The organism is Phycisphaerae bacterium (assembly GCA_035275405.1).
In the GTDB taxonomy this organism is placed as follows: domain Bacteria; phylum Planctomycetota; class Phycisphaerae; order UBA1845; family UTPLA1; genus DATEMU01.
In genome coordinates this window covers 25,136-48,637 of sequence record DATEMU010000008.1, presented here as the reverse complement: position 1 = coordinate 48,637, position 23,502 = coordinate 25,136, and the positions used below count along the sequence as shown (strand labels likewise).

20 protein-coding genes are annotated in these 23,502 nt (G+C 61.5%); 3 read left to right on the top strand and 17 right to left on the bottom strand.

Annotated elements, in window-relative coordinates:
* Positions 1 to 58 precede the first annotated feature (58 nt).
* Genes plsY through waaF form a run of 6 tightly spaced genes read right to left on the bottom strand, consistent with a single transcriptional unit; the run spans position 59 to position 6,542 of the window.
* A complete protein-coding gene (gene plsY / locus VJZ71_11385; protein HKQ48663.1) occupies positions 59 to 724 on the bottom strand; it encodes a glycerol-3-phosphate 1-O-acyltransferase PlsY in 666 nt (221 codons plus the stop codon).
* 35 nt (positions 725 to 759) lie between these two features.
* Positions 760 to 1,938 (bottom strand): glycosyltransferase family 4 protein, encoded by a 1,179-nt coding sequence (locus tag VJZ71_11380; GenBank protein ID HKQ48662.1) that lies wholly within the window; start codon positions 1,936 to 1,938, stop codon positions 760 to 762.
* Complete coding sequence (locus tag VJZ71_11375; GenBank protein ID HKQ48661.1) at positions 1,935 to 3,704, bottom strand: lipopolysaccharide kinase InaA family protein; 1,770 nt, start codon at positions 3,702 to 3,704, stop codon at positions 1,935 to 1,937. Before VJZ71_11375 ends, VJZ71_11380 begins: the two co-directional genes overlap by 4 nt.
* 2 nt (positions 3,705 to 3,706) lie before the next feature.
* A complete protein-coding gene (locus tag VJZ71_11370) occupies positions 3,707 to 4,477 on the bottom strand; it encodes a lipopolysaccharide kinase InaA family protein (protein ID HKQ48660.1) in 771 nt (256 codons plus the stop codon).
* Between the two features lie 25 nt (positions 4,478 to 4,502).
* Positions 4,503 to 5,426: a lipopolysaccharide kinase InaA family protein gene (locus tag VJZ71_11365; protein ID HKQ48659.1), complete on the bottom strand. Its 924-nt coding sequence runs from the start codon at positions 5,424 to 5,426 to the stop codon at positions 4,503 to 4,505.
* 3 nt (positions 5,427 to 5,429) lie between these two features.
* Positions 5,430 to 6,542, bottom strand: a complete 1,113-nt coding sequence (gene waaF, locus VJZ71_11360; GenBank protein HKQ48658.1) for a lipopolysaccharide heptosyltransferase II — start codon at positions 6,540 to 6,542, stop codon at positions 5,430 to 5,432.
* A gap of 172 nt (positions 6,543 to 6,714) precedes the next feature.
* Here waaF and VJZ71_11355 point away from each other — a divergent pair, with 172 nt between their 5' ends.
* Positions 6,715 to 7,488 carry an enoyl-ACP reductase gene (locus VJZ71_11355; protein HKQ48657.1) on the top strand — a complete coding sequence of 258 codons (774 nt, stop codon included), beginning with the start codon at positions 6,715 to 6,717 and terminating at the stop codon, positions 7,486 to 7,488.
* A gap of 52 nt (positions 7,489 to 7,540) precedes the next feature.
* Here the strand turns inward: VJZ71_11355 and VJZ71_11350 are convergent, their stop codons facing one another.
* Positions 7,541 to 8,002 (bottom strand): PTS sugar transporter subunit IIA, encoded by a 462-nt coding sequence (locus tag VJZ71_11350; protein ID HKQ48656.1) that lies wholly within the window; start codon positions 8,000 to 8,002, stop codon positions 7,541 to 7,543.
* A 137-nt stretch (positions 8,003 to 8,139) separates the two neighbouring features.
* Positions 8,140 to 10,104 carry a hypothetical protein gene (locus VJZ71_11345; protein HKQ48655.1) on the bottom strand — a complete coding sequence of 655 codons (1,965 nt, stop codon included), beginning with the start codon at positions 10,102 to 10,104 and terminating at the stop codon, positions 8,140 to 8,142.
* A gap of 203 nt (positions 10,105 to 10,307) precedes the next feature.
* Between VJZ71_11345 and hutU the strand changes: the two genes are divergently transcribed.
* A complete protein-coding gene (hutU, locus tag VJZ71_11340; GenBank protein ID HKQ48654.1) occupies positions 10,308 to 12,113 on the top strand; it encodes a urocanate hydratase in 1,806 nt (601 codons plus the stop codon).
* 15 nt (positions 12,114 to 12,128) lie between these two features.
* On the opposite strand, the gene VJZ71_11335 is transcribed toward hutU, so the two are convergent.
* From VJZ71_11335 to VJZ71_11325, 3 genes are read right to left on the bottom strand one after another with little or no spacing between them, the layout of a single operon-like run.
* Positions 12,129 to 14,711, bottom strand: a complete 2,583-nt coding sequence (locus VJZ71_11335; GenBank protein HKQ48653.1) for a M1 family metallopeptidase — start codon at positions 14,709 to 14,711, stop codon at positions 12,129 to 12,131.
* Between the two features lie 38 nt (positions 14,712 to 14,749).
* Complete coding sequence (locus VJZ71_11330; GenBank protein HKQ48652.1) at positions 14,750 to 15,316, bottom strand: HDIG domain-containing protein; 567 nt, start codon at positions 15,314 to 15,316, stop codon at positions 14,750 to 14,752.
* Positions 15,313 to 16,335: an aspartate-semialdehyde dehydrogenase gene (locus VJZ71_11325; GenBank protein HKQ48651.1), complete on the bottom strand. Its 1,023-nt coding sequence runs from the start codon at positions 16,333 to 16,335 to the stop codon at positions 15,313 to 15,315. Before VJZ71_11325 ends, VJZ71_11330 begins: the two co-directional genes overlap by 4 nt.
* A gap of 84 nt (positions 16,336 to 16,419) precedes the next feature.
* Here VJZ71_11325 and VJZ71_11320 point away from each other — a divergent pair, with 84 nt between their 5' ends.
* Entirely contained in the window at positions 16,420 to 17,037 is a 618-nt protein-coding gene (locus tag VJZ71_11320) for a cyclase family protein (GenBank protein HKQ48650.1), read from the top strand.
* Here the strand turns inward: VJZ71_11320 and VJZ71_11315 are convergent.
* The 6 genes from VJZ71_11315 to VJZ71_11290 all read right to left on the bottom strand — a co-directional run bounded on the left by VJZ71_11315 (position 17,023) and on the right by VJZ71_11290 (position 23,407).
* A complete protein-coding gene (locus VJZ71_11315) occupies positions 17,023 to 18,114 on the bottom strand; it encodes a peptidyl-prolyl cis-trans isomerase (GenBank protein ID HKQ48649.1) in 1,092 nt (363 codons plus the stop codon). The two genes, VJZ71_11320 and VJZ71_11315, sit on opposite strands and share 15 nt — an antisense overlap.
* Positions 18,115 to 18,363: 249 nt before the next feature.
* Positions 18,364 to 19,374 carry a Gfo/Idh/MocA family oxidoreductase gene (locus VJZ71_11310; GenBank protein HKQ48648.1) on the bottom strand — a complete coding sequence of 337 codons (1,011 nt, stop codon included), beginning with the start codon at positions 19,372 to 19,374 and terminating at the stop codon, positions 18,364 to 18,366.
* Positions 19,371 to 20,297 (bottom strand): acyl-ACP--UDP-N-acetylglucosamine O-acyltransferase, encoded by a 927-nt coding sequence (gene lpxA / locus VJZ71_11305; protein HKQ48647.1) that lies wholly within the window; start codon positions 20,295 to 20,297, stop codon positions 19,371 to 19,373. Before lpxA ends, VJZ71_11310 begins: the two co-directional genes overlap by 4 nt.
* Positions 20,298 to 20,391: 94 nt before the next feature.
* Positions 20,392 to 21,702, bottom strand: a complete 1,311-nt coding sequence (gene lpxC / locus VJZ71_11300) for a UDP-3-O-acyl-N-acetylglucosamine deacetylase (GenBank protein ID HKQ48646.1) — start codon at positions 21,700 to 21,702, stop codon at positions 20,392 to 20,394.
* A complete protein-coding gene (lpxD, locus tag VJZ71_11295; protein ID HKQ48645.1) occupies positions 21,668 to 22,735 on the bottom strand; it encodes a UDP-3-O-(3-hydroxymyristoyl)glucosamine N-acyltransferase in 1,068 nt (355 codons plus the stop codon). Before lpxD ends, lpxC begins: the two co-directional genes overlap by 35 nt.
* Before the next feature lie 15 nt (positions 22,736 to 22,750).
* A complete protein-coding gene (locus VJZ71_11290; protein HKQ48644.1) occupies positions 22,751 to 23,407 on the bottom strand; it encodes an OmpH family outer membrane protein in 657 nt (218 codons plus the stop codon).
* Positions 23,408 to 23,502 lie beyond the last annotated feature (95 nt).

Here is a 23,502-nt window from a genome sequence, read left to right as displayed (position 1 = left end):
AGTTGGGGCGATCCGAAAACTGCGGGAACGAGGGTCCCAAGAAAGCCCATTCATTGGGCTAATGACCGATCCTGTTCTCGGTACCGGCGAGTAGACGACTCATATTGTCACGATGACGGAAGAGTACGAGGGCGGCCAGAAATACGCATAAGACCAATAACGGGTAGTGGTCTGACAGCGTCCAGCCAAGCATCCAACTATAAAGGACGAACCCGACAGGCAGAGTCCCCACGGCGACGATGGACCCCAGGGAAACAAATCCGCTCGCCTTGACGACGATCGCCCAGAGCAGGAGAGCGGTTAGGCCGGGCCATGTAAGGTAGGGGTAAACGCCGAGTATGACTCCCAAAGATGCGGCCACGCCCTTGCCACCGCGGAAGCGAAGATAGACTGGAAAAATGCTCCCCACGATGCACGCCGTGCCGATACCGAGCCAGACCAGGTCGCGATAGGCCGGCGTAGCGGTCCAGTGAACTTGCGGATGACGACGAATCAGATCAGCCGCGGCGATCGTCGATACCATCCCTTTTGCGGTATCCAGTAGAAAGACGAGAATTCCCCATCCTCGACCACAGACCCGGCCGACATTGGTGGCCCCGACATTTCCGCTGCCCTGCCGGCGGATATCGACGCCCTTCATTTTCGCAATCAGCAGCCCAAACGGAACGCTGCCGAGAAGGTAAGCAGCGACGACGAGCGTGAGAAGTTGCAGGCTGGGGTTCATCACCGTTGTTCACCGGATCGTTTTTCGCGCACCCGTTATGCCGATCGGGACTGAATCGCCTTCGCGGCGGTGAGCTCCTGGAAAATCGCGTCGAGTTGCTCGGCATGTCGAGCCATGCTGATGCGGGGTCGAAGCGCAACGGCCCGCTCCGACATTTGCCGGCGAACGTCCGGGTCGGTCAATCCTTGAATACGGGCGGCCCATTGGTCGATATCGTCGGGGCGGTCGATGACAAAGCCCTCTTCGCCATTGGTGATCGCCTCCGCCGCGCCATTGAAAGCGGTGGTCAGGCAGGGAAGTCCGTAGTAGAGCCCTTCGAGGACGACGCGGCTGCACGGGTCGTAATACGTCGGATGAACGAGGGCATCGGCGGCAAAGTAAAAGGAGGAGACGCGCTGCGTCGGGCCGGTGAAGGTCATTTGGCGTCCGAGTTTGAGTTCGTCGATGCGGCGCTGATAGCCGACAGGATTGTCCCGGCCGACGATAAGAATGCGAAAATCCGCGAATCCGTCACGGACCAGTTTCGCCGCCGTGTCGATCAGCGGGCTGAGGCCTTTGAGCCGGAAATTGTGGGCGATGAAGAGCAAAAGCAGCGTGGAATCGGCGACATGGTATTGTCGGCGGACGGCGGAACGCTGTGCGAAACGCTCATCCGCGGCGACATTGGGAGGATTGACGCCGTTGAAGACGACGCGCACGCGCGGCGACGTGACGCCGTAGAGCCGCTCGCATTGACGGGCGACGTACTGGGAGACGGCAAGGATCAGCGGCCCGTCTTCGCGAAAGACGGCCCGTTCGAGCTCGGCCAGGGTGCGCTGCTTCACATTCATGGCCATCATCGCTTGTTTGAGCATCCGGCGAGGGGCCGAGCCGCGTGTGGCGACGTTGCGCTCCATGGTCTCGCCGAGCAGGCCGCCGCGCGGTTGATACACATCCGCCGACGGCAACGGGGAGATGGCATGGACAAGGTCGAATTGGCTTTTCTGAAGGAATGCCGTCGCGCGCCGAATGAAGGCCGTCGTGCGCAGCGGCCGAAGCAGCGACTGCGCGGGAATTCGATGGAGCGTGAAATCGGGGGACGACGGCGCGGTCGTCGTGGTAACGATGTGAATGGAATGTCCCCGGTTCTTAAGGAGGCGGGCCAACTCCAGCGTGGACGTCTCCGCGCCGCCGCGCCAAGCCTCGAAGCGCTCGATGACGATGGCGATCTTCACGCGGTGGTTCCCATGAGTTGGCGCCTTCGTTTTCGATCATGGCGGGCGATTCGTCGCACTTTCGCGTCAACGGCGATCACGTAATGCCGCGCTTCGTTCTTCTTCTCTTCCTTGCCACGATCGCCGAGGTAATGGTAGAGGAATCGGAGCCGATCTGCGCGCGTGACAAGCGGCGAGGGAGAACTGTAGGCGAGGGCTGCGAGGTCCTTGACGGCCCAGCGATGGGGGTTCCAGGGGTTCTCAATCATCCGCGCGAGGTCGATCAGGCGGAGGACGATCTGACCGTCCGCATTACGGGACAGGAAGACGTGCGCGAGGTAAAGGTCACGATGATACAAACCTTCGGCGTGCATCAATCGGACGATCAAGCCCAATTGGCGAATGATCTCGCGGCGCTCAGCCGGCGCAGGGAGTAGCGCGGGGTCCGCGGTCCCCTGCGCCACGAGTTTTTCCAGCGATTGGCCGGCAAGTTCGGCCGTCACGACGAAGCTGCGCCGTTCCCAAATGCCGGCCATTTCCTGGCCGTACGCGATGGTTCGGAGGGTGGGGATGCCGATCTGGGCGAGCCGCTTGATGAAGTGAACTTCCCGCGCGGCTGTGCTTCGCGATGGGCGGAACTCCTGGATGCGTCGCAGTTGGTCCGCAAGAGGAGGTGAGTCGTAGCGCTTCAGGTAATACGCCTTGGCGCAGCCATTTCCTTCGGACAGCTCGATGCGAGATCGTTCACGGAAGGCTGCGAGGCCCGGTTTGCCTAGATCCTGTCCGCCGCGGTACGCGAATACATCGTCGATCGCGCGCAGGCCGAGCCGTCCAAGACTGGACGCGGCCTGCGGGTCGATTTGGATTTGATCGCGCCGCTCAAGCGGGGCGGCGTGGGGATGTTCGTAATCGTCAGGAAGTCTTGGGAGGGACTCCAATTCAATTAAGTTCGGCATCGGCTGGCTCGCATATGGACGCGAGCGCACTTCCTTCCGATACATGTGGCGGAGTAAATAGCAATAGCCGGCCCAGAAGCGCCTAATGTCGGCGGATGTCACTTGAAGCGGACGGAGGGCGTTGAAAAAAGTCCTGCAATCATCAAAGGCGCGTTTATCGTTCGGCACATAGGATGCCGTGAATTCGAATAACGGACCCTCGAGTCCGCCCCCGCCTTCCATCCGCTCCACATCAATCAGACAGAATTCCCAATGCCGCGAAGATTTATTTTCATCAGGAGGCCGGGCAAAAATATGCTTAGGGTGTATGTCCGGCCAGCTGAAACCCGAAGTGTGCAGTAAACCCACCAGGCGTCCGAGGTCATTCGTGAGGCGATGCCGCAGAGCGACGGGGAGTTCAATAGGGCGCGGGAAGCCCGGAACCAGCCAGTTTTCGAGCGTAAACGGCATCGGCACGGCCTCCACGAGCAGCAGGGCCTGCACGGGCAGGCCCATACGGCGACGTTCGCCATAGGCCACGCGCTTCATCGCTGGAATTCCGGCCTCGGCGAGTATGGCGAGTATTTCCCACTCCCGCCGCGGCTGTGACCAATTGGGCCGGCGTCGAAAAAGAGGCGCGACCGAGTGTTTTCCAGGGATTTTGAAAACGCGCTTGAGGTAAAACTTGCGTGGGCGATCATCAACAAGGATTTCCAGAGGCACCGTCTCGCGATAGGCGTGAACGCTCGAGGGGGGACCACCCCTGACGTTCATCAGGAAGTCGAAATCGAGCAACCCGGCGGCGCGAAGGGGGGCCACATATTCGGGCTCGCAGTGGAAGAGCGTCTTCATTCCTACGCCTCGTGGTCCTTGATGGCCCGATCATACTGGATGGTGCGGATGAGTGCCCGGTGCGAGGGGGTAAACTGGCGAACGCCGAGGTAAGACTTCAGCCAGCGGAGTTGCTCGCGCGGCGTCAAGCGATTTCGCGCTTCCTTGAAGAGACTGGACAGATCGCGAAGACGGCCGTGTTCGCGAAGAATGCGCCAGTGGCGCAGTCCCCCGCGTGCCGAGTCGATGACATAGACTTCGGGCGCGTCGGCACCGTCGTCGGAGACGAGTAGATTGCGCCATTGCAGGTCGAAGTGGTAGAACCCGGCAGCGTGCATTCGGGAGACCAGACCGGCAGTGTGGTCGAGCAGATATCGCCGAAGCGGTCCTGCATCCCGGCGCGCCGGGACCAGCCGATCCAGCGAAACGGCGCGGGGAACGGCGCGCGTAAGAATGAAACCGTCCCTCCAACGCCCAATAGTCCGACGGCTGCCGAAGGCGATTGTCTCGGGGACGCTGACGGCGCACCGGTCGCGAAGTAGGAGGTAGTTGAAGCGCTCACGAAGCGGCCTGCTCGGCGTCCATCCGTGGAGTCGTCCAGGTCGATAGGACTTCAAGTAGAGCGTTACCGCGACGCCCGCATGGGGGAGCACGATCCGCCTTGTCAATGCCGTACTGGATTGATGGACGATTTCCCCGAGCGAGCAGTGCAGGAAATCGACATAAGTGTCGAGACCGGCCGTTCGCAGAGGATCTCGCAGGGCGTCGTCGGCGATGGTAAGCAACGTGGACATGCAGGAGTCGTGCCTCGTGGAATCGTCACGACTTGGCGATGCTGGTCGAAGAACGACCATGGCGGATCGAAGCGTCACCGGGAAGATCGAAGTCCCGAATCGGCGGATCGAAGACGCCGCCCCGCTCAAGGCGCAGCAGTTCGGTTTTTCGGAACCGGTCGCTGCGGGCCTGGACGCGGCGGAGCCAGAGACGATCGTCGGGACTGAGCCGGGGCGTATCGAGATAGACCAGGAGGAAGCGCAACTGGTCGGCCTTCGAGCAGAATTCCGGACCCAGGACGCCCATCGCGGCGATATCGTGGACAATGCTGTCCTGCCGGCGCTGGGGAATGCGAATTCGCCGGCCGACCGAGGCGTCCAGGAAGTAGAACTCGAATCGCTCGTCCGGCATCGGGCGGATGAGCACGTTTCGCCAGAAGAGATCGCGGTGAACAAAGCCGGCCTCGTGCATGTGGCGAACTTGCTGGGCGAGAGACGTCAGGATTTCCAGTTTCACATGGCGGGCCCGGGCCGAGCGGGGATGCCGGCTGAAGGTGCGGATGAACGCCACCAGCGACATCGCCCCGGGGACCGCCTCGGTGATCAGGAAACAACTCCGGCAAAAATGAAGCACCCGCCGTTCGCCAAACGCAATCGGCCGCACGGCCTGAATGCCCAGGCGGCGCATCAGGGAGAGCACGCGGTATTCGTTGCGCGCCCGCGTGTTCTTGAAAAAAGTGCCCCGCATCATCCCTTCGATGCGCTGCTTCCAACGCGGATAATGGTAACGCTTGATAAAGACGCCGGTCTCGCTGCCGGGCAGGCGGTAAAAAATCGTGTCAGTTGTCCGGCTCCATGCGGCCAGCCGATCCCCTTCGCAACGCAGGACCGCGCCAACGTTGTCCAGCGTGGCCCTCGCCAATGGGTCGCGAAACGGCGGGTCGATGACCATGTAGTCCGTTGAGATCATGGATTAGATGGTCCCCGCATTGACATGCAGCGCAACGGATTTGAGCGGCCGAGAGAGAAACTCCGCCGCCTTCTCGAGAACCAGCTCTGGCTCCAATAGTTTCATGCAATGGTGATGTTTCAACGGGCAAACCCGCTCCATGCAGGGTTGACAGTCGAGGTGGAGTTTGACGATTCGCTCCTTGGCGAAGCGCGTTTCCGTCCATGCCGGATCGCTGGAGCCGAAGATGGTGATGACCGGGACTCCGAAGGCGGCGGCGAAGTGGCGCGGGCCGGTGTCGTTCGTGATGAGAAGCTGGCAGCGGCGAATCAGGGCCTTGAGCGGTCCCAGGCCGAGCGGCGGGCTCACGAAGATCTCGATTCGTCGTCGAACGGTCTCAGCGAGCCGGTCGGCGATGTCGCGCTCCGTCGGTGAAAGAGAGGCGACCACGCGGGCGTTGTATCGATCGATCAACTGGTCGGCGAGGGCGGCATACTTTTCGGCGGGCCAGCATTTGGCAAAGCCGTAATTCGCGCCGGGATTGAGGACAACCAGCGGACGGTCGGCGGGTGTCGTGCCCAACCGTTCATCAATGGCCGCCTCGTCGGCCGGAGAGGTGGCCAGGACGAGCTGATCAGTAACACTTTGGCAGCCCACGAATCGCGCCAAGTCGTTGTAATAGTCCAGCGCCGGGACCGGCACGAATCGCCCATCGACCTTTCGCGCGCTTAATCTATGAGTCAAGAATACCGAGCGGCCATCGCGGGCGTAGCCGACGCGTCTTCGCGCTCCCGCCAGATACAAGCAAATTGCGCTACGGAAGGAATTGGTCAGGAGCAGGGCCAGGTCATATCGCTCGCGGCGGAGGCGACGAACCAATCCCATGAGCGTCCTAGGCATCCCCGGTGCGGGATCGGCCTCGGGCCAGTAAAGGGTCTCATTGGCCAAATCGAGGTCAGCGAGCACGGGAGCGACATAGCGGCGCTGAAGATGGGTGATCCAAGCTGACGGGTACCGGCGGCGAATGGAAGAGAGCGCGGCCGTCGCCATGACCACGTCGCCGACCCAGTTGGGTACGGAGATGAGGATTCGACCTGGACTTCCGATATCGATTGGCAGCAGGGACGAATCGCGCACAAGTGTAGTCTAAGGCGGATGTTGCAGCCGGGCAAGGATCGCCGCGTCAATGACGAACGCGCAAGGCTAGTCTAGACTTTGTGCATCGCAGACCCTAGATTACGGGCCTCCAGTTCGCAGTTTCGATTAATGGCGTGGGTGATTTGGAGCAAGGTTCCAGGAGTAGCGACTTATGGGCTTGATGTCGGGTAAGAAGGGCGTCGTTCTTGGAGTGGCCAACGACCACAGTCTGGCCTGGTACATCGCCGAGCGCTTGCACAAGGAAGGGGCGGAGATCGCCTTTAACCATCTGCCCGGCGAGAAGATGGAGCGGCGCGTGCGCAAGCTGGCCGAGCCGATCGGGGCGAAGCTGATCCTCCCCTGCGATGTCAGCCGCGACGAGGACGTCGAGCAGTTCTTCGGGAAGGTCAAAGAAACTTACGACCAGATCGATTTCTTCGTCCACGCCATCGCCTATGCCAATCGCGACTGCCTGACCAACCGGTTTTGGGAGACCCGCCGCGAAGATTTCAAGCAGGCGATGGACATCAGCGTCTATTCGCTCATTTCCGCATGCCAGAAGGCGTTTCACATGTTTCGCGAAGGGGCATCCGTGCTTACGCTTTCGTACCTGGGCTCCGTTCGGTTTGTTCCGGGTTATAACGTCATGGGGGTTTGCAAGGCCGCGTTGGAGAGTTCGGTTCGGTATCTCGCGGCGGATTTGGGCGACCTGCGCCGCGTCCGCGTGAATGCCCTCAGCGCCGGGCCTTGTCGGACCCTGAGTTCAGCCGGTATCGGCGGGTTCGAGAAGATCCTGGAGCACTATCCGACCAAGACTCCGTTGCGACGAAACATCGAATCGGATGAAGTCGGCAAGGCCGGGCTTTATCTTTGCAGCGACCTGTCCAGCGGCGTGACCGGCGAAATCCACTATGTGGATGCCGGGTACAACATGGTGGGTTGGTAAGTCGGCGCGTCCAAATTCAGTATTCCGAATTTCAAATCAGCCCGGGCGCTCGTTACGATTCCGCCTCAGTCGCGACAATCTGGGCGTAGATCTCCTCCGGAGTCTTCGCTGACAGGATACGCGCGAGTGCGGCGCTGTTCGTGACCAGTTTGCTGAGCCGGGCCAGCGTCTGGATATGGAGGCTGGTTGCGGTCGTCGGGCTGGCCAGCAGCGCGATCAATTCCACAGGCTGACCGTCGATCGCGCCGAACGGAATCGGGAGTTTGGTGCGCCCCATGGCCACCACGAGACGGCTGACCGCGTCGGTCTTGGCATGGGGAATGGCAAACCCTTTTCCTACGCCCGTGGATCGCTGGGCTTCCCGTTCCAGTACCGACTTCAAGAGGGCATCGCGGGATGTTGTCAGGTTTTGCGAGGCAACAAGGTCGACGAGTTCGGTGATCGCGCCTGTTTTGTCCGCCGAATCGAGCGGGACTTTCACGAGCGTCGGGGGCAGGTATTCGGTAAGCTTCATTCGTGCGAGTGGTCAGTGGCTAGTGGTCAGCGGTTGATACTTCGTCCTCGATTGCCAAACATTAGTCGCGGACGTTTCCCGCGCCAAGTCGAGACGCGAAAAAATAACACGACTTTTACCATTTGGACCTTTTACCGCTACGGAACGAGGGCCTGTACGAATGGTTGCACGTCGAGACCGTCGGGAATGCCGGTTTCGTCCATGTCCGCCGCGCAGATGTGATAGGGATCCGTGTCGAGACCGAGGAGGACCGCCACAAAGTCAGGGATATCGGCGACGGTAACCTGGCGGTCCCCGGTCACGTCTCCCTTTAACTCGACATCCAGCCGCACCGGATCGCCGAGGGTTGCCATCGCCACGGGGGCGCTTTTTCCATTGGCGGCCCAGAGGTTGTAGGCGACCTGGCCGCGATTATTGGGGTTTCCGGGGAAGGGGTTGTTGTCGCGGAGGAACTCAATGTACTCCTTTGAAGTTGCCTGGTAATAGAGCACGATCTTGGCCCCCGTAGCGTAGGCGGGGATATCAAAATAGGTGTCGTCCCAATACTGGCCGTCCGCGTAGGCATAGGCGACGGGAGAGGCTTGAACCGCCGCGAAAGCAGCGTTAGTGAAGCCTCGCGGCGGGATGCGGTTGTCTTTGAATACCTTGTTGGTGAGGACGAAGTGCATCGCCGGGCCGGCGGTTCGACCCAGCATCGCGGCCAGAGCGGTGTCGATCCCTCCCTCCATCTCATAGACCTTGGTGTCAATCGGATTCAACACGGCGGTCAGCGAGTCATATTCCCCTCGCTCGTCGAAGGGCGTCACATCGTCGAGGCAGTTAAAAAACTGCACATTGATCCACATCCGCCGGCCTTCGGGATAGCCGCTGGGCAGCTTGTGACCGGTCTGGTTGACCACCCGGACGCGGAGTTGCTCGATGCCGGGGGTATTCACGTCAGTCAGGACGGCCTCCAGGTCCGCGGCGAGTTGAAGAAAGCTGATGTTGTTGGCCTTCGCCGTCGCGAGGGCACTTACGACACTGGCATTGATCTCATTCGTTCCCGCGGGGCCGTATTGCTGGGCGATGGCGTCGAGCTGCCAGGTACTGGCCCCGGCGAATCGATGCGTGGGCAAGTCGTCGCGAGGGCCGTCCACAAATCGGCAGCCGTAATCGTCGGTGACGGGCATATGGCAATTCTGACAATCGGAGACAAACGACTGGCCGGGCCCCCCGAAACGACCGCCCATATCCACGCCCATGCCTTGGGCGAAGCTGCTCTTGAGCCACTCGCTGTAGGTTCGCTCGACGGGGGCCATGTCGTACTTGTTGCCGTTGGGATGCGGCGCGCCCGTCCCGTTGAACACGAAGGCGTCACTGCCGGTATCAAAGTGAAAGTGGGGGTTGCTGACATCGTGGCACGTCGCGCACATGTCCGAACGGCGATGCAACGGTGACTCAAAGGACTCGTGGTAGATCTCGCAGTCAGCTTCGGGAGGCACGGGAGGGTCGCCGAAAATGGGAGGAAGTGGAAACGGCCCGCGGCGGCGATCGAGTGGGTCGATGACGTAGCTGCCGTTTCCTCCGTTGCCCGGATTGGACGGCATGCCCAGATCGGCGGATTGGATGGGGGCGTTGGCCCCGAGTGCGTAGAGGATGTCAGCATCTTCGGCAGGAGCCTGTCCATCCAAATTGAACGGATCCACCATGCGATGGCAGAAGTTGCAGGTGATTCCATCGCGGTCCTGGGCGGTGATATTGATCCCATTGGTCGGCATCGATCGACCTTCCAGCCAGGCCTTGGGGACATGGCAACGGATGCACATGTCGCCGGAGCCGGGCGAGTCGGCCTCGGCGATGTCGAGGCAGGCGTAGAAGAGCGGGTCGCGCGCGGCCTGGGCCATGAGACTGCCGGTCCACTGCGGGTGGATGATGGCAGTACTTCCGTGGCAACTAACACAGTTGCTGGCCAGGAGGATATTGTCCGTCAGCGAGTTCGGCTGCGTGCCGCGGAGGAAGAAGTTGTTGATGTTGCTGGGCAGCGGGGTGGGCCATCCGTGCGCGGGGCGCGCGGACAAGACGACGATGGTGATCGTTATGAGTGCTGAATTGACCGCGCGCATTCCAACCCCCGGCAAGCCTGCCGTTTGACTGCGTCGGCGGTGATGTCCCGAGGGATGAAGCCCCTTTGCGAGTTGCGAAGCCCCTCCCGATCTCACGCCTTGTTATAATCGTACCCCTAAGACGGTTGCGGATCAATCCCGGCGAGGCGGACCTAACGGGGCCTATCGGACGAAATGGCCTTTTTTTCGCGCGGAGTTCACTAATGAGCACGACTCAAGCCCCCGGCTCAAAACCACAGACCTCGCAGCCCCGCGTCCTGCACTCGCCGGTGGGGCCGAAGATCTCCTGCAAAGGCTGGCATCAGGAAGCCGCGCTGCGGATGCTGCACAACAACCTCGATCCGAACGTGGCGGAAGACCCGGAACACCTGATCGTGTACGGGGGCACAGGCAAGGCGGCGCGGAGTTGGGAGGATTTTGATCGGATCGTGCGCGCTTTGCGGGCGCTCGCGAACGACGAAACTCTGCTGATCCAAAGCGGCCGCGCGGTCGGCGTGGTGCGGACCCATGAGATGGCCCCGCGCGTGCTGATTTCCAATGCCATGCTGGTGCCGAAGTGGGGGACTTGGGAGGAGTTTCGGCGGTTGGAGGCCATGGGCCTCACCATGTACGGCCAGATGACGGCGGGGAGCTGGATTTACATCGGTTCGCAGGGCATCTTGCAGGGGACATATGAGACTTTCGGCGCGGCGGCCCGGCGCCATTTTGGCGGCGAACTGGCGGGACGCCTGATCGTGACCGCCGGGCTGGGCGGCATGGGCGGCGCGCAGCCCCTCGCCGCCACGATGCACGGGGCAACCTGCCTCGTCGCTGAGGTCGATCCGCAGCGAATCGAACGGCGTTTGAAGACGCGCTACCTCGACAAGATGACGGATCGGCTTGACCAGTCCATTGAATGGGCGCTGGACGCGAAACGGAAGCAACAGGCGGTGTCGATCGCCGTCGTCGCCAACGCCGCCGACCTTTTGGCGGAACTCATCCGCCGCAACGTCACCCCGGACATGCTGACCGACCAGACCTCCGCCCACGATCCGCTCAGTGGTTATGTCCCCAACGGTGTCCTCGGAAGCGTCGGCAAGCCCGTCCGCAGCGGTCAGGGGCCGACCAAGCCGCACAGCCACGGCGGCGAGCCGTGGAGCGACGCCCGTTACCAGGCAATGTTGCGACTGCGACAGGAAGACTCGGCGGCGTACTTGCGGGAATCCTATCGCACCATGAACGAACACGTCCGGCACATGGTCGAGCTGCAGAACCGCGGCGCGATCACCTTTGACTACGGCAACAACCTTCGCAGCCAGGCGATGGAGGCGCATGAGCGCTACCAGGCCGAGCGACCGTTCGGGGTGCAGCCGGTCGATGCGCTGCGGATTCCGGGATTCGTACCCGAGTTCATCCGGCCCCTGTTTTGCGAAGGTGCGGGGCCGTTCCGCTGGGCGGCGCTCTCCGGCGACCCGGCCGATATCGCGGCGACGGACGAGACGGTGCTCAAGCTGTTCCCCAAGAACGAGCACCTCGCGCGATGGATTCGCCTGGCCGCTGAGCGCGTGGCGTTTCAGGGCCTTCCGGCGCGGATTTGCTGGCTGGGATATGGCGAACGGGCCAAGGCGGGCTTGGCCTTCAACGAACTCGTGCGCAGCGGCAAAGTGAAGGCCCCGATCGTCATCGGTCGCGACCATCTCGACTGCGGCAGCGTGGCGTCACCCAACCGCGAGACCGAGGGGATGAAAGACGGCTCGGACGCGATCGCAGACTGGCCGATCCTGAACGCCCTGGCCAACACGGCCTGCGGCGCAAGCTGGGTCAGCGTGCATCACGGAGGCGGCGTCGGCATCGGCTACTCGATCCACGCCGGCATGGTCTGCGTCGCGGATGGGACGAAGCAGGCCGACGAACGGCTGGAGCGGGTCCTGACCTGCGACCCGGCGACGGGGATCTTCCGGCATGTCGATGCGGGATATGAACGAGCCGAAGAAGTCGGCCGCGAGCGCGGCGTGAAAATCCCGACGTGAACATCGTCGTGGCCTTCAACTCTTTTCGGTTGAGACAGTTTCCCTCTGCCTCGCCTCGATCTTTTTCAGTCGATCGCGCAGCTCCTTGCACTCCTTTTGAAGCTCGGAAAGCTCTTCGGACAAGTCGCCAACCGCAGCGGGCGCCGGGCCGGCGGTGCGAATCTTCTGGGCGATCTCCTTGGCCTTCGCGCGGACCCGCGGGCCGCCGAACTTCACCAGGCGATCGACCTCCGGCAGGGCGCTGCGGGCCGGTCGGCCGAGTTCGCCGAGGGCGTCCAACGCGGCCGATTGCAGCCGCCGCGAGCCCTTCTTCAGACAGCCGGTCATGGCCTCTACGACGCGGGTCTTGTCATCCTCGCTGACATCTTCCTTCTTGAGCACTTCGGAGAGCGCTTGAACGGCCGCGCGGCGGCATGGATGCGGCTTCGGTGACGCCGTCCATTCAATCAGGAGATCCAGCGACTCGGTACCACAATGTTCGCCCATCGCTTCAAGAACCGCCCCGCGAATGACCTCGTTGTCGGACTCGCGCGACATCAGCGGCTCCAGAAACTCCTGCACACCCTCCTCGGCGACATCGGCATACCCCCGAATCGCATTGGCCTCTACGCGATAGCTGGGATCGCCCTTGGCGACGATCTCTTTTAGTGCCTTCGCCACGGCCTCATCGCCGGGGAATTCTCCCAGGGCCTCGACGATGGCCGCCCGCGCCTTGGCGTGCTTCGTCGCGAGCGCGCTCAGCAGCGCATCACGAGCGGCATCTTCATCGGATTCTCCCAGCGCCTTGGCAATCGCCGCCTGGACAGCCCAGAACTTTTCCTTACCCAGCCGGTCAGACAAAATCTTGACGTCTTCCGGCCGACCGGCCTCACCGAAATGCTCGGCGGCACGAATGCGACCGACGGGGTTGGGATCGTCCGTGAGCTGCGCCGCCCAAAGATCTCGCGGCTTATCCTCGTCCAGCTCCATCAAAACGGCCTGATCAGGGTCGATACGGACCATCGTGGGCCGCTTGGAGAGGGGAATGAAGAACCGGTCCTTCTTTCCTGTCATCTCGTGGGTTACGCGGAAGGGCGGATCGGACTTGCCGAACGAAAACGCGATCGTCAACGGGAAGTGGAAGGCCTCCGCCTTTTGCTGTTGCTCCACATCGACCGACGCCATGCGGTCTTCGGCAATCCATTTGTAGCGCACCTTCACTTCTGGGTGACCGGGGCGCTCGGTCCAGTCATGAAAGAACCGCCCCAGCGACCGGCCGGTCACGTCTTCAATCGTCCGCCGCAGATCGTCGGTCTCGACCGTCTTGTGGCTGAAGCGCTTGCAATAGGCGTTGATCGACTTCCAGAAATCCTCGTCGCCCAGTCGGCGGCGAAGCATGTGCAGGACCCACGCGCCCTTGGGATAGGCCCGACTGTCGAATTGCTCATCGGGATCGCCGTATTCGTAACAGACGATCGGCTTTTCCTTGCCGCCGTTCCTGGCGGCTTCAGCCTTGCGGTCCATGTTGTAGGCAAAATCGTCGGGCCCCAGATTCTTCTCGTCCCAGAGGGCCTCAAAATAACTGGCAAACCCCTCGTTGAGCCAGATATGCGCCCAGTCGCGACAGGTCAGCAGGTCGCCCCACCATTGATGGGCCAGTTCGTGGGCCACGAGACCGTCGCTATCGTCGTCGAGATGGGCGCGGTCGTCGTGCAGGGTGCTCTCGGTCAGCGTCGTCGCGCTGGTGTTTTCCATGCCGCCGCCAAAGTTGTAGCAGCATACCTGGGCGTATTTGTCCCACGGATATTCGACGCCGATCTTTTCGCTGAAGTAGTCGAGCATCGGCCGAGTGTTGCGGAATGAGTTGTCGATCTGATCCTTGAACTTGTGTCGAACATAGTACGTGACGGGCTTGCCGCGCCATTCCTCCGCCTTCACGAAGAACTCTCCGACCACGAGCGTCATCAGATAGACGACGTGCGGCTTGTCCTGGAGCCAATGGAAAGTTCTGGTCCCATCCGAATTCTTCTTTTCTTCGACCAGTCGGCCATTACTGAGAACGGTATTGGGCTCATCGACCGTACAGACGATCTCGGTCGTCTGCATCTCGTCGGGATGATCGAAGCAGGGCACCCAGTAGCGGTTGGTAATGGACTCGCCCTGCGACCAGACGAGATAAGGGGCCTCGGGATCATCTTCCGACGGCGCGAAAAACGAGAGACCGGACGGCGGGTCCTTAACGCTGTAGTCCATCTGAATCGTCATTTTTTGGCCGGCGGCGAGCGGCTCGGGAAGGGACAGCGTGATGTGCTCGCCATCGTTGTCAAAATCACACGGTGTCGGCTGGCCGTCGAACCTCTCAATGGAGAGGTCATGAAGTTCGAACCCGACCGCGTTCAATTGGATGCTCTCCACGTCGCGGAGGGCGGCGACATCCAGCGTCGCGCGGGCCTTGAACGTCTTCGCCTTGAGATCGACGCGCGAGTCGAGGCGAATATGCAGCATGTCCACCGGCCGGTCGGTGGGAAAGTGCCGAACGGGCTCGGCGACGGCGAGGCGGGGAAACGCAAGGGCGAACGCGACTATGACAAAACGGAAACGAGCCGATGGCTGGGGCATGCTTCTCTCCTGAAGGCAGGACTTTGAATATTAGTGTATCAGGCGGGTGGTGTTAGTCCCAGCGCCGGAGCCACACTTTGCATCGCCGTGATGCAATGGCTGATGTGGTCATCCAGCGGTATTCCGAGCAATTCCGCACCGCCGGTAATATCCTCGCGCTTGACGTTGGCGGCGAACGCTGCCGATTTCATCTTCTTTTTCACGGAGGAGGGCGTCAAACCTTCGAGGCGCGTGGGTCGCACAAGGGCCGAGGCGGTCAGAAACCCGCACAGTTCATCCACCGCAAAAAGGGCCTTGCGGATCGGCCGATCGCGGGGGTATTCGTCGAGGTTCCAATCGGCATGGGCCATAATCGCCCCGATGATTTCCTCATCGACGCCGCGCTCGCGGAGGATTCTTGCCCCTTCGTGTGTATGGTCCGGCGGATTTGGCCAGCGCTCGTAATCGAAGTCATGGAGCAGACCGGCGATCGCCCACTGCTCGGCGTCGCCGCCAAGCAATCCCGCGTAATGCCGCATCGCCGCTTCGACCGCGAGCATGTGCTTGCGGAGCGAGTCGGACTGGACGTACTCGCAAAGCAGGTTCCAGGCTTCGTCGCGGGTCATGGTCGAATCCGCAGGTGAATATCCGTAAGTGCTTCCGCAATCTGAACGGCATTGAGCGCCGCGCCCTTGCGAAGCTGATCGCCGCTGACGAAAAGATCGATACCGCGGCCGTCGGGCTGGCTGGCATCCTGGCGAATGCGCCCGACGAGCACGTCGTCCTTGCCGGAGGCCTCGATCGGCATGGGGAAGCGATTGTTCGCGCGATCATCCACGACCGTGACGCCGGGGGCGGCGGAAAGGACTTCACGGGCCTCCTGCTCGCTCATGGTCTCGGCGAAGGTGAGGTTTATGGATTCACTATGCGCCCGTAATACCGGGACGCGGATGCACGTTGCGGTAATGGCCAGCTCCGGCGCGCGAAAGATCTTGCGCGTCTCGAGAATCATCTTCGACTCCTCGACGTTGTAGCCGTCGGCTCCGATCGTCGTGTTGTGCGAAAACAGGTTGAACGCAATGGCGTGGGGGAAGACCTTGGGAGCCGCCGGCTTCCCCGCGAGGATGTCGCGGGATTGATCTTCCAACTCCTGCATGGCCTGCCAGCCTGCGCCGCTGGCCGCTTGATAGGTGCTCACGACAATCCGCTTGACGCTGCGGCGCTGATGGAGCGGCCAGACCGCCATGTTCATGATAATGGTGGAACAATTCGGGTTGGCGATGATTCTCGCCTCGCCGATGGCGTCCGCGTTGATTTCGGGGACCACTAAGGGCACATCGGCGTCCATGCGAAAGGCCGAGCTGTTGTCGACGACGCGGGCGCCGCTCTTGACGGCGATCGGAGCCCACGTCCGGCTCGGTCCCGCTCCGGCGCTGAAGAGGGCGATGTCGATCCCTTTGAAGCTTTCGGGGCCGACTTCCTGCACGCGAATCGTTTGGCTGTTAAACGAAGCATCCACCCCAGCCGAGCGCGACGAGGCCAACAGGCGGAGTTCGCCGATGTCCCAGTTCCGCTCCTGAAGGATGGAGACGAACTCTCGCCCCACGGCCCCAGTTGCTCCCAGAATGGCTACGTTTCGTTTCATGACAGTCTTGACGATACCCAATGATCGGATCGAGTATAGTCGGCGGTTGAGGAGCGGCCAACGTGTCGCCGCAGTGGGATCGAGATGATCTACGACATCACACCGCCAATCAGTGAGGCGACGGCCGTCTGGCCGGGAGATACGCCGCCGACGCGCGAGGTGCTCTGCGACATCAACAGGGGAGACAACATCACCCTCTCGACCCTCCGCGCGACGGTCCACCTCGGGGCCCATGCCGACGGTCCGAACCATTACGGGGCCGGCGCGCCGGCAATTCATGAGCGGCAATTAGACTACTATCTCGGTCCTTGCCAGGTCATCCGAGTATCCGCCGAGCGGAGCGAGCGAATCGCGCCGGGCATGATAATGGCGTCGATTACGGCCCCGCGCGTACTTATCGCGACGGGCACCTATCCCGATTCGACGCGGTTCAAAGAGGATTTTGCGGCGTTGTCGCCTGAATTGGTCGAGTGGCTGCATGATCGCGGCGTTATGACGGTGGGGATCGACACGCCGAGCGTCGATCTTTTTTCTTCAAAGGACCTACCCGCGCACCAGGCATTTCTTCGCCACGACATGGCAATTCTCGAAGGGCTGGTTCTAAAGGATGTGCCCGAGGGGCCCTACGAATTGATCGCCTTACCCCTGCGGTTAGTGGGCTTCGATGGCAGCCCGGTTCGGGCGATTCTACGGGCCCCCTAGTGCTTGAGGTGTTTCAAATCGGGATTGCTGCGCGTCCGGCGACGGCGCGGCGCGGAGCACCTGTGCGACGAAGGTGTCGAGCGAGCCGATCGTCGAGCGATCGAGTTCCTCCTGGAGAAACGCCGCGCGGCGCTCCAGAAACTTTTGCTGGCGAATCTCGCCGACGATCTTGGGTTGGGCTTCTTGAAAGCTCTCCCGCGTTCCGCCCTCCACGCGCCCGCACTTGACGATGAAAAAGCTGCGGGCCGCCGCGATGATCTCGCTGGTTTCGCCGGCTTGGAGTTCAAAAAGCCGTTTCGAGGGCGCCGCCCAGCGGCCTTCCAGAGGGGCGGACAGTCGATCCGCCGGCGCGGTGATGAACCCCCACGCGCCGCCCTCATCCGTGTGCAGCCCTTGCGAATATCTTTTGGCCACCGCCTGAAAATCTTCACCTCCCTTGAGGGCCTCAACAGCCTGCTCAGCGGCGCGACGGGCGGCCGGTTCCGCCACGGCCTCGGCCTCCGGCGTGACGGCGCGAGCCGGGTCCAGGAATGCCCGGATAGGGATGTCGATCAGAAACATTTCGCGACGCTCCGGTTGGGAATAGTCGGTCAGGTGCCTGCGGTAGTAGTCTTCCAATTCAGCCTTCCGTGGCGCCGGGATCAATTGCAACAGCCGGTCGCGAAGATAGCTGTCGATAACGACCGTGCGCTTCAAACGCTCCCGCACATCGTCCCGCGTCTTGCCGTGGCGGGCGAGATATTTCTCATAGACCGTCTCGCGCCCGCCGAACTCGCGGTTGATGCGGTCTTTCTCCATCTTGTCCACGGCTTTTTCGAGCTGCGGCTTTATCTCGTCCGTCAAGTGGCGCTGGGCTCGGCGCCAAATGAGGTGTTGCGCGACGGCTTCGATAATCTGGAGGCGAACAATCTGCGTGGCTTTTTGATAGTACGAATCGTCAGGGAGTTCCCGAGCCAGCTCCTCGAGTTTCGGCGTAATCGGTTCGAGGATGTCGCCCACGCGGATCGTCTCGTCGTTGACGATTAATGCGTCCGCATGGATGGCGGGTCCGCCGGCGGGTTCACTCGTCGTGATCACCGTGTTAGCCGCTGCTCGGGAACTCCTCGTGTTTTCGGCGATTGCCGACGACGTGTCGGCCTCGTGCCCGTGACGAGAACCCTCCTCGACCGAATCCATGGGAACTGCTGTGGAATCGCCTCCCGTAGGGTCTTGCCGGCTGCCCGAGTCATTCATGCAACCGAGAAAAACAACGAAGGAAGCCCCAAAGATCGTCAATAGGCGGCGCATCAGGATCAAACTGTACCGATTTGTATGCGGAGATGCCAGTTAGGTGTCCCAGCGATGGGCTTGAATCGCCTCGACGATATGTGACGCCAGCCGTACCGCTTCAACGCCGTCTTCAGCGCTGACGGCTGGCGGCTTGCCGCTCCGGACGCTCTCCAGAAACGACTCCAACTCGGCGCGGAGTGGCTCGACGTCATCCATCACCAACGGCTCGACCTTGACCAGTTGTCCGAAATCAACGTTGGCCATATCCGCCAGGTCGTCCAGCTTTTTGTCCTTGGCCAGGGCCAGCACGTCAAGGTTGGCGTCGCGCGTAATGGCGACGCCGCTCTTGCGCTGGTAATCGAGCGAGAGATAGGCCGTTTCGCTGAAGACGCGAAGTCGCCGATCGGTCTTCATGGCAAGCCGCGACGCCACGAGGCTCGCCACGGCCCCATTCTGAAAAACCACGCGGGCGTTGGCCACGTCTTCATGTTTGGCGAGCACATTGACACCGACCGCATCCACGCGGGCGACCGGCGAACCGACGAGGTGCAGCACGATATCGATGTCGTGGATCATCATGTCGGCGACGACGCCGATGTCCGCCGAGCGGAAGCGAAACGGGCTGATCCGCTGAGTCTCGATATATTTGGGGCGGATGTTCAGCCGCTGGATCGCGCGAATGACGGGATTGAATCGCTCGGTGTGGCCGACGGAGATCAGCGAGCCCGTCTTTCGGCCGCAGGCGAGCAGCCGCTCCGCCGCTTCAACCGAGTCGGCCAGCGGCTTCTCCACCAACACCGCAATCCCGCGGGACAGAAGCGGCTCGGCGACGGCGACGTGATGAATGGTCGGCACGGCGATCGTGACAGCCCGTACATCCTCAGGCAACTCCTGAATCGAAGTCAGGCCGGCGCATTTGTGTTGAGCGGCGCATTCCTTGGCGCGTTCAGGATTTGAATCGACGACGGCGACCAGTCGGGATTGCGGAAGTTCGTTATACAGGCGGGCGTGGTGCCGGCCCATGTGACCGACGCCGATCACCGCTACCGGGATCGGTTCTGGAATCACCGCCCGTTGCCCCCACCGTAGAATTGGGGCCGTTCGATGGCCGCATCCCGGCGCTGCGACTCCAGGAATCGGCCATAGACCCCGTTATGGACCGATCGCTTGAGGAAGTCGATCAGATAGCGGCCGTGTTCGTCCAGGGAAATCTGCGATTCCACCTCGGTGATCCGCTTGGCAAACGACACATTGCCATTTCGGTCATCCCGCCGGGACGGCAACAGGCGGTACAGGGCGCGAAGGCTGTAGTTCCCGGCGACCTGGCTCTTCCGGGGAAACAGTTTCTTGTACAAATCGCGAAGTTGCTGGATCGACGGCTCATTGAAGCCCCATCGCCCGAGCCCCTTCACGTTCACGCCCTGAATGGTGCCCTCGTAGCCGTAGATCATGTACGGCGGGGCGTCCATGCTGCACCGCGCCATGCCGGTCACGAAGCAATACTGTCCGAGGGTGACGAACTGCTGGACGCCCACCAATCCGCTGACCGTCACATGGCTCTCAATGCGAACGTGCCCGGCGATCTGTACCTGGTTGGAGAGGATGCAATGATCGCCGACGACGACGTCGTGCGCCAGATGCGTGCCCACCTGGAACTGGTTGTGATTGCCGACCTTCGTGACGCCGCCGGCGACTTCGGTGCCGGTATGAGCCGTAACGCCCTCGCGGAAGACGTTGCCGTCGCCGATGATCAGCAGCGTGTCGCCTCCGCGGTATTTCAAGTCCTGGGGTGGGGCTCCGATGATCGCCGAGGGATAGAAGATGTTGTCGCGCCCGATCTGGCTATTGCCCATGATCGTGACGTTGGCGATCAGCCGGGTGCCGGAGCCGATTCGAACCTCCGGGCCAATATAGCACCCCGGCCCGACGAAGACGTCGTCGGCAAGCTCCGCTTTGGGATCGACGGTCGCACTCGGTGCGATGTTAACCATCTACTGTTCCTGACCGGCGACGGCCCAAAAAGATAGTTTGCCGCCGCCCCTGGCGCCAAACACAGGGGCCCAAGAATTCGGGCGGTGAATCGCCCTATGCGGGCTCAGCATCCACCATCATGAACTTAATCTCCGCCTGGGTCACGACTTGGTCGCTCACCAGGGCCCGGCACCGAACATGGCCGGTCCGGGCCTTTACTCTAATCGTTTCGGCTTCCAGAACCAACTGGTCCCCGGGAACCACCGGGTGACGGAATTTGACCTCGTCCATGGACAAGAGAACGGCAACTTTGCCGGTATGCTCCAGTTTTTGGGCCAAAAGGATGCCCGAAAGCTGGGCCATCGCCTCCAGGATCAGGACCCCGGGCATAATGGGTTGGGCAGGGTAATGGCCCTGAAAAAAGGGCTCGTTGAGCGAGACGTTCTTGATCCCAACTGCCCGGCGATCACCGTCGATTTCCACCACCCGGTCGATTAGGAGGAAGGGGTAGCGGTGGGGGAGGATCCGGCGAATGTGGATCGCATCAAACGCCGCAGCGCTGCCGAGCCGGTTTTGCCGATCGCGGCGCTCAATTGCTTCGAGCAACTTGCGAACCAGTTCGTGGTTAAGGGCATGACCGCTCTTTCGGGCAATGATCTTTCCGCGTAGGGGGCGACCGGCCAGGTACAGGTCGCCGATCAGGTCGAGGATCTTGTGGCGGACGCATTCGTCAGGATAACGGAATTCGTTGCCGACAATTCCGTCCGGTCCGATCACGACGACATCGGCATAGGTCAGGTGCTGGCCCAGGCCGGCCGCCTGGAATTGCCGGGCTTCCTCTTCAAAAAGAAACGTCCGTGCAAGGGCGATATCCCGGCAGAAAGTCTCCTCCGACAATCGAAGGGCGTAGATCTGCCGCGGAAGGCGAGCCTCCGACCCGTAATCCAGATCGTAAAGTATATTCAGGTCGTCGGAGTCCGTCGGAACGGCGATCAGTTCGGCATCTCCTTCGGTCACCCGCACCGTATCCGTAATGACCAGCGGCCTCTTCGGGCTGGGTTGTTCCTGGAGGCCGGCATGTTGGAGGGCTTCAACAAAGAAACTGCTGCTGCCGTCGCCGCCGGGCAATTCGCCGCCGGAGATCTCGATCTCGGCGTTATCCACCCCGAGGCCGTGCAGGGCCGCGAGACAATGCTCCACGGTTTCAATCGAAAGCGTGCCGTTTCGAAGGGAGGTCCGGCGGGCCCTCTTGGTGACGTTGGACACGTGGGCCTTGATCCGCGCGGGGATCGCGGCATCCGTCCGAACGAAGACGATACCGCTGTCCGGGGCCGCCGGCTTGAAGCGCACAGTGACGTCTTCGCCGGTGAACAAACCTCGACCGGACAGCTCAGTCGTGTTTTGGATGGTCTGCTGCTGCTTCAAGCTCTGCCACCCGCCGAGAGAGTTCGGTCACTTGCTCAAAAAGCCGGGCCAACCTTCGGACCCGCGCCTGGTCCCGCATCGCCGCCGTCTTGTTCTGCGCCGGCGTGCCAAAAACAACCTCGTCCGCCTCCACATCGGCGAAAACACCGCTCGTAGCCGCGATCTGTGCACCGTCGCCGATGTTAAGTCCGTCCGTAATGCCTGTCTGGCCGCCCATCGCCACGCCGGAACCGATCCGAACGCTGCCGGATATCCCTGTCTGTCCCGCCAACAGACACAGCGGTCCCATTTGAACATTATGGGCGACCTGGACGAGGTTATCAATCTTGGTCCCCCGGCCGATCCGGGTGGCGCCGATCTTGGCCCTATCAACGCAGGAATTGGCCCCAATCTCCACATCGTCCTCGATGATCACCGTGCCGATATGGGCCGTTTTGCGGTGTTGGCCATTCCGGAAGATATAGCCGAAGCCGTCCGCTCCAATGATCGCCCCGGAGTGAATGATCACCCGATCACCCAGCTCACATCGATCATATACGACGACCCGATCGTAGATAACCGTGTCACGGCCGACCCGCACGTTGCGGCCGAGACTAACTCCTTCGTGAATGACACTATTGGCCCCGATGTGAACTCCCTCCAGAAGCGCGGCATGGGCGCCGACTGCCGCGTTGGCCTCGAGTTTGACTGTCGGGTGCACCACTGCTGAGGGGTGGACGCCGGGCGCGGGCGCAGCGAGGGGGATAAAAAAGAAATCCAGAATCTCGGCGATGGCCAGTTCGGGGTCGGTTACCACAAGGCCGCGCGGGTGCTCACAGAGCAGCTTCTCCGAACCTACAATGATTGCCGCTTTGCTGGCGGCAAGAGATTGGGTATGCCGGTTCCCCGCGATCCAGGAAACGGCGTCATCCCCGGCGTCAATGAGGGTTGACACGGTGCGGATCACCTGGCTGGATGTCAACTGGGGAGACAGGAGGCGACCCTTACAGAGGTCCGCCAGCTCTCGGCCAGTTAGGGCGCGCGGTTCGTGCATGGGACGTTTGACCTCTCAGGGTACGGGGGGCGAGCCCAGCACTTTCTTCCCGCCCGCCGCCTTGTACTCTGCATCCATCTTGCGGATCACCAACTCAGTGATGTCGATATCAGAGGCGTTATAAACTACGGCCCGTTCCTGAATGACACGCCTCAGGTTTTGAACCGTGGGTTCGATCTCCAATGGCTTGAACTCAGTCTTCTGCAGGACCGCGTCGTAGCCTCGTTCCTTCGCGTGGTCGGAGGCGACTTTCACCGCCTGCTCGTAGATAATCCGGGTCCAGTCAAACTTCTCCTGATCCACCTGCTGCTCGGTCACTTTGAGCCAGACGTTGGCGTCGATATTCAAGCGCACGAGGTCTTTGCGGCGGGCCTCCCAATCGGGCGACCCCGTCTTGAAGGCCTGCAGCTCCATCTGCTTATCTTCGATGACCTTTTTTCGCTGCGCCGCCTCCTTGGCGAACGCTTCGCTCTTTTCGCGGATTAGTTGGTTGAGGTCCGTAATCTGGGCACATTCGTTGAAGATGCGCACCAGGTCCAACACCGCCACATTGTGGCAGCAGTCGGCGGACGGCGACTTGGCCGCGGGGGGTTGAGAGCCCGGTTGAGCGAAGACCACAGTACAAGCCAAGACGGCGACGGTAAGTACGAGAGTCGGAACGCGGCGTTTCACGAGGATGTCTCCAGGAGAGTAGATTTATTTGACCAATTCCGAATAGCGCATTGTCCCTCGCATCAAAAGAAAGGCAAGCCCACCCGCTCGGAGGG